Source organism: Candidatus Binatia bacterium, assembly GCA_029243485.1.
In the GTDB taxonomy this organism is placed as follows: domain Bacteria; phylum Desulfobacterota; class Binatia; order UBA12015; family UBA12015; genus VGTG01.
In genome coordinates this window covers 175,508-182,403 of record JAQWRY010000032.1, presented here as the reverse complement: position 1 = coordinate 182,403, position 6,896 = coordinate 175,508, and the positions used below count along the sequence as shown (strand labels likewise).

6 protein-coding genes are annotated in these 6,896 nt (G+C 65.1%); 2 read left to right on the top strand and 4 right to left on the bottom strand.

All coding sequences use genetic code 11. The features are described from left to right. The 3 genes from P8R42_11350 to P8R42_11340 form a co-directional block, all read right to left on the bottom strand. The coding region (locus P8R42_11350; GenBank protein ID MDG2305227.1) for an ATP-binding cassette domain-containing protein at positions 1 to 462 on the bottom strand (462 nt) is incomplete at its 3' end. Between the two features lie 67 nt (positions 463 to 529). Beyond that, positions 530 to 2,077, bottom strand: a complete 1,548-nt coding sequence (locus P8R42_11345) for a hypothetical protein (GenBank protein MDG2305226.1) — start codon at positions 2,075 to 2,077, stop codon at positions 530 to 532. A gap of 232 nt (positions 2,078 to 2,309) precedes the next feature. Then, the gene (locus P8R42_11340) at positions 2,310 to 2,765 is read right to left on the bottom strand and encodes a hypothetical protein (GenBank protein ID MDG2305225.1); all 456 of its coding nucleotides are present in this window, start codon (positions 2,763 to 2,765) and stop codon (positions 2,310 to 2,312) included. Positions 2,766 to 3,127: 362 nt separating this feature from the next. Between P8R42_11340 and P8R42_11335 the strand changes: the two genes are divergently transcribed. Further along, positions 3,128 to 4,639, top strand: a complete 1,512-nt coding sequence (locus tag P8R42_11335) for a glycosyltransferase family 39 protein (protein MDG2305224.1) — start codon at positions 3,128 to 3,130, stop codon at positions 4,637 to 4,639. Beyond that, a complete protein-coding gene (locus P8R42_11330) occupies positions 4,639 to 5,868 on the top strand; it encodes a glycosyltransferase (protein ID MDG2305223.1) in 1,230 nt (409 codons plus the stop codon). The genes P8R42_11335 and P8R42_11330 overlap by 1 nt, the downstream gene beginning before the upstream one ends. Here P8R42_11330 and P8R42_11325 read toward each other — a convergent pair. Beyond that, positions 5,846 to 6,895 carry a glycosyltransferase family 2 protein gene (locus tag P8R42_11325; protein ID MDG2305222.1) on the bottom strand — a complete coding sequence of 350 codons (1,050 nt, stop codon included), beginning with the start codon at positions 6,893 to 6,895 and terminating at the stop codon, positions 5,846 to 5,848. The genes P8R42_11330 and P8R42_11325 overlap by 23 nt on opposite strands. Between the last annotated feature and the right edge of the window lies 1 nt (position 6,896).

Sequence of the window (6,896 nt, the reverse complement as noted above, 5' to 3'; positions counted from 1 at the left end):
CCCCTGGGAATAGACTCTCACGGTCTCCAGCAGAAACGAGCCCAGGTCGGCAAAGCCGGCCACGAACTGTTCGGCCGTCGCGAGGTCGCGACCTCCGAGGCCGAGTAATCGGAGCGACGCCCGAACAGTCTCCGCGCCGGTCATCTCATCAACCAGGCCCGAGCCCAGATCCAGCAACAGGCCCACGCGCCCGCAAATCCGCAGCGACCCGCGTGTCGGCAGGGCCGTGCCTGCGAGCAAGCGCAGCAAGGTACTCTTACCGGCGCCATTACGACCAAGCACCGCTAGAGCCGCCCCTACCGGCAAGGAGAACGTGATTCCGGCGAGGGCCGGATCCTGAGCGCGTACCGCTTTGGGCGAGAGCAGCGCAGCAAGGCCCGCCCCATAGGCCTTCTCCAGGCCGATCGCCTCGATCGCGACGGACGACGCTGGTGAAGGGACGTTGGTGGGGGCCTCGTTCATTGGGCAAGAAAAAGGGGAGGCCCGCGTGAGCGAGCCTCCCCCTTTACCGGTTCTTAGCTGAAGTGAATCAGCTCTCGCCGGGACGGAGCAGAGTCTGCTCGTACAGAGGCGGTACGGTGTTGCCGTAAACGCCGCCGACGCTCCCGTTGAAGAACTCCTGGATGACCAGACCCACGGTCGGCATACCGTGGTAACCGCCCATGTAGATGCCCAGGACGTTGTTCTCGCCGTCACCGATGACCTGCTTGTGAATCACGGTGCCGCTCAGGTTGCGAGCGAGATCGAGGTCCAACCAGCCCGAGTCGCCGGCCGGCAAGCTGCCGGTCGCGAAGACCTGGTCGGCGCGGCCGTCCGCATCCGCCGCGGACTGCGCGAGCTGGATCACGTTGACCTCACGATTCAGAGTGCAGCGTCCAGCCTCCGGGCTCGGAGAGATGAAGCCTTCCTCTTCCTCGAAGAAGTTCTCGAGGCGATCGTAGATCGTGCACGTGACCTCTTCGGTCGCTCCACACTCGAACGGGCCGTTGGCCGGCAGAGGGCCGGTCCACGTGCCGTTGGTCGCGTTGCAGTTCTCGTACTTGGTCGGGAAGGTCACGACGACCAAGGTGCGGCCGGCCGTGGTGTCTTCCACATCGTACTGAGCAATCAAACGGCTCTTCGAAAGCGCCATGTTCGCACCCGCGACACACTGGTCGCCGGTGAGGGAAACGCTAGTCTGATCGAGAGCCGTGCAGTCCGAGAATTTCGGCGCGTCGCCAGCGAAAAGGTTCACCGGAGTGACGGGGCCTTCGTTCCAAGGCGCGAAGTTCGAGAGCGCCTCCAGGTTGTAGGCGTGAGAAACGCCGGCGCCAGCGCGAACAAGGAAGACCTCGCCGCCAATGGCGTTCGAAGGCGTGCCCCGCGGGCGCGTCCAGACGTTGCCGTCCAGGCTCAGCTTGCCGCTGTCCGGCTCACACGGGAGGCTCTCCATCGCGACCACTTCGAAGTGTCCACGCTGGATGTCCTCCGCCGTGAGGCCCGTCGGGATACCGGTCGGCGCGAAGCCCTGCGCGCTGTCGCGGAAAGCCGGGGACGTCGTGACCGAGACACCGCTGAAGCTGGTGACGATCGGGAACGACGAGGAGATCTCGGGAAGGCCCGTCGTGCCGTTCAGCGCAAGGCGACCGGCCCAGACCTCACCACACGAAAGAGCGATGACGAAGTCCAGGACCTCCTTGGAGGTCTTCGACTCGCGGAAGCGAACCTTCGCAAGAATGCCGCCGTCGGGGTCGTAGCAACTACCGCCACCGTTCACGCCGTCGATCCGGTCGTCGTCGTCACATGCGCCGCCCGGAAGCGTGCTGTTGTTCGTGTTGGTGTTGATGATCTGGATGTTGTTGATCTGCGAGTCGCCATCCACCACACGGACATCGTAGTACGAGCCGAGCAGGAACTGACCGATGCCATTCGGGTTCAGGTTCGGACCCGACGGTGCATAAGTCGCATTTAGTCCCTCGGACAGGCCCGAGTCGCTCTCATAGATATTGTTGACCGCGAGCGAGGCCGACGCCGACAGGGCAACGAACCCAGCCGCGGCCAACCCCACCAACGCCCACGTTGGTCCCCTAAGCTTCATTACTACCTCCTCTTTCATAACCTTCCTCCTCTCAGGAAAGCTCTTATCACTAAAGTCTCGGATCAACCGCTTCCGCCGATGGTCCCGAATCCCACTCCCGGCGGCTTCCCTAGGTCCTACGTTTATGGCGCGGGAGACCCGCTACTGCCGTACCTGCAGGGACAACAATATGCCACGCCCCTCAAGTCGCTTACTCCCCCGCCGTGCCGTTACAACGAAACTACCCTTCTATTCAACCCCTGATGCCAAATGGCCACCGATACCACGCCCCATTCTCGAACACCCAACGCTCCTCGACGGGCGAGATCGTCTCCATGTCCGCGAAATGACGCTTGTTGAACCGATGTTTGAGAGCGAGGAGAACGGTTGCCGTTTGCCCTTCGATCTCGATTTCCTGCACTTTAGCGCCCGTGTGAATGACCAAACCCTGGCCTTCACGCCCTAAACCAGCCGGGGCCACCCTGCGTCGGTAGGCCTCGGACATGTAGGAGTACGCACCTAGCACGTCACCAGCGGTCTTCAGGTCCCAAAACTGCTGGACTCGCCGAGAAAGCGCTTTTGAAGACGCTTGATTTAGAGGCCAGATCGCCTGCGACCAGCCGAGCACCAGTGCCGCCGACAATCCGGCCACGGCCAGGAGTGCTCCAAAGAGGAGCGGCTTACGATTGGTCGGGACAGCCTCCGTCATTTTTCTCTCGGTACTCGCGTCAGCGGAAGAGGCCAAAACAACATCTCCTCCCGAAACGACAGTAATCCTGGACAGAATAGCCGCCACCCCACGTCATTGCAACGGAGTCGAGGGGGCGTCTGGCCCAGATTTCCTGGCTTTTTTTCACGAACAATTCCAAGCCGGAGAGGCGAACATCCTCCCGGGCCCAGGATAGACGCCGCGCGGCACAGAAATCTTTCACTCCAGTCCGCCTTACAACGCCGACCGACCTGAATCTTCCCTCGGCCACCGCCGTCGCATTCTTTAGGGTTTGCCGATATCCAGAGATCTCACCCGTGGCCCGCGCTCGAGTAAATGCCGCTCTCCAGTGGTCCCTATGGATGACCCTATTGATCCTCGCCGGGGCCTTCGTGCGCTTACCGGGGCTCGCCGAGCCGCTTCTCGAGGGCGCGGCCGGCAAACAGACCCACATCGCCATGGTGGCCCGGAACCTCCATCGCGGCCGAGCCACCTGGACCCGCCCCCGGGTGGATGACGTTGGAAAGCCGGGCTACTTCGTGAAAGAGTTCCCGGTCGTCCCGATCCTCGCAGCGGCCGCCTACTCCGCGGCCGGCGAGGTGGACGAGCGCTATCTCCGCCTGATCGGGATCGCAGCCTGGTTGCTCGCATTGCCCATCGTCGCGGCGCTGCTCCGCCGCCCCTTGGGGCCCCGGGGTGCCCTGTGGGCTGGACTGTGGTTCGTACTGTCCCCCATGGGCATCGTGTACTCCCGGGCCGCGATGAACGATGCTCCGGCCGTGGCCATGTCTCTCGCTGCCCTGGCGGCGGTCGCGGCCTGGCGACGACGGCCCGGGATCGGCGTGACCGGCCTGGTCGGCCTGCTAGTGACGGCAGCCTTCTTGATGAAGCCCCACTCGGCCTTCTGGCTCGGGCCCGCGGCGGCCCTCCTCACCCTGGCCCCCGGAACGACCGACGCGGCGCCGAAGCCATCGACCGGCCAAAGTGCGGCCCTGATCGGCACGGCGCTCGCGGCCCTCGGCCTCGCCGGGCTGTGGTACCTGCATGCCGCGCAGATCCACCGCGTGCATCCGGTTCCCGGAGCGACTGTGGCCGAGGGGTGGATCGCACCGGGCCTTCTCCTTCACCCCGGCCTCTACCTCGAGATCGGACGGCAGGCGCTGATGATGGTCTTCACCCCGATAGGTGCCCTCCTCGCGGTCCTCGGCACGCTGCGCGGGCGGCGATTCCGGACGGTGGAACGTGCTCTGATGCTGTGGGGTGGTGGTGTCGTGCTGCAATGCCTCGTCTTCGCACCCCGGATGTTCGACGACCTCTCGCGCGGCACCGAGTACTACCAACTCGCACTGGTCCCGACCGCCGCCCTCCTCATCGCGCGCGGCCTCGAGCAGGTCTTCACCTGGAGCGCCGAACGCAGGCCGGCGGTGCGTGCAACCACCGCGACTCTGATCGCGCTGCTCATCACCGGCGCGCTGCTCGAAGCGCGCGCGGCGTCCCGCCCTCCGGCGCAATACGGAAGCCTCCTCGCGGACTGCGCCCAGGTGCGCGCCGCGACGAACCCGGCGGCGGACATGCTCGTCCTGGCGGATCGAGGCGGCACCGTCCTGTACTACTGCGATCGACGCGGACAGACCTTCTCGCTCGCGGGCGCCGTGAACGAAACCATCATGGAGAAGAGTGTGGCCGCGAGCCCGCTGCAGGTGTCGCGCGCGCTCGCGAGCGCCGACTACGTGTACGTTCCGTTCCCCGAGTTGCTGACCAACTCGGAGGCGTTCCTAGAAGATCTCTCTCAGCACTGGGCCGACGTCCCCCTGCCCGACTCGGATGCACGCCTGTTCGCGCGGCCTGATGTCGGTCGGTCCGGCCGCCCGTGATGAAGCGGCCCGCCACCACCAAACGGTTGTCTCACCGCCTCAAGAGCGCGTGGTACAGCCAACCCGGCATCGACGCCGTCGTAGACCAGTGGCTCCACGCCGGCGAGGCGAACGCGCCCGTCAAACGATGGCTTCGAGAGCAGATGCTCTTTCGGCTGCTCCCCGAACGGCGATTGCGCGAGACTCCGTTCACCGCGAGGGCATCCGACCGCACGGGCCGCGCACGTGTTCTCTCACTGGTTCCGCCGGAAGACACCGGTGGCGGAAGCCGGCCTGCGCAGATCGCCGCCGAACTCCACCGGCGAGGCTTCGAGATCGAATGGCTTTGGGCTCTGCCCGTCTTCCCCTGGCCACGGCGATCACAGCCGCAGATCAGCGGTGTGGACGCTCACCACATCGACTCCCCGCCCGCATTCCGCCAAGCAGCCCCGGCCGACGTCGTTCTGCTCGAAGCACCCCACCCTCGCCTGTACGAACTCGCGCGCAGCGGCGCTGGGGACGGCCCGCTGATCTACGATGCCATCGACGTCTGGGACGGTTCTCTCGGAACCGGGTGGTACGACCGCGCTGTCGAAGAGCGCGTGCTCCGAGAAGCCGACCACCTGGTCGCCAGCGCGAAGCTTCTGCGAGACGAGCTCTCGGCGCGCAGCGGCCGCGACGTCGCGCTGCTGCCGAACGCGATCGATCTCGGCCGTTTCGGTCGCAGCGAGGTCTCGTCCGAAAAACTCGAGAGGGGCGATCCGACGGTCGCGTACGTCGGGGCGCTGTGGGGCGAGTGGGTCGATCTCGATCTCATCGAACACCTCGCGAAGCGATGCCCGGCGGCCACCATCCATCTCATCGGTCCACAAGGCGACCAGACGATGCCGCGCGCGGCGAACATCCGCACGCACGGGCCACGGGAAAGGCATGTGGTCCCCGGGCTTCTTCGTTCCGCCGACGTTGCGATCGTGCCGTTCGCTCCCAGCCGGCTCAGCGCAGCCGTCAGCCCACTCAAAGTCTTCGAGTACCTCGCAATGGAACGGCCAGTCGTCTCGACGCGCCTACCCGATCTCGAAGGGGTCCCCGGGGTCACGATTGCGGACGACGCCGACGGGTTCGCCGAGGCAGTGCAGCGAGTCGCCCGCGAGCCGTTTCCGCGAGATCTCGTGCGCAGCTTTCTCGCCGATCACACGTGGGAGCGCCGCGCCGACCAGCTGCTCGAACTCACTCGATCCGTTCGTGGATGATCGAGGGGTCGTCGTCGCGCTGGAAGTGCGCCGCGAGCATCTCGCCGAGAAGACCGCTCGTGAAGAGCTGAAGACCGGCGAGCGATACCAGAACGCCAAAGATCAGCAACGGATGCCGCTGCAGGATGTGCCCGTAGACCAGCCGGAGCATCGTCACGTAGCCGATCACCGAAAAGCCGATCGCCATGAGGAAGGCACCCGGCAGGCTGAAGAAGTGCGCCGGGCGCGCATCGAAACGCGTCAAGAACATGACGGTGACGAGGTCCATCATGCCGCGAAACGCGCGCCCCCAGCCGTAGCGTGATCGTCCGAAGCGGCGCGGCCGGTGCTGTACTTCGATCTCGCCGACCGCGTAGCCCTTCCAGGCCGCGATCACCGGGATGAAGCGATGAAGCTCGCCGTAGATCCGCACGTCCCGCACGACCCAGTTTCGATAGGCCTTGAAGCCGCAGTTCAGATCGTGAAGCTCGATGCCGGACACCGAGCGGACGGCCATGTTGAACATCTTCGAGGCAACGACCCGTGCCTGCGAATCATGGCGCTTACGCTTCCAGCCGCTCACCAGGTCGTAGCCCAGCGCCAGAACCTTCAGCATCCGCGGAATCTCGCGTGGATCGTCCTGCAGATCCGCGTCGAGAGTGACTACGACTTCCCCACGGGCGTGTGAGAAGCCCACGGACAGCGCCGCCGCCTTTCCCAGATTCCGCCGCAAACGATACGCACGAATCTCGGGGTTGTCCACCGACAAGCCTCGCAGGAGTTCGAACGAGCCATCGCTCGAACCGTCATCGACAAAGATGAGCTCCCAGGTGGGCGAATCCGTTCCCGCCTCGAGGCCGAGCGCCGACCAATCGAGAGCGGGATCGTCTAGGACCGCGCGACACTCCTCGACCAACAGGGCAAGGCTCGATCGCTCGTTGTGTAGCGGGAAGACCAGCGTCAGATCCGGAACATCGGCTTGATCCGCATCGGTCCGGGTGCGAACCAGGCCTGGTTCGCCGTCTTGCGTTCGTCGCGGCTCGGCCATC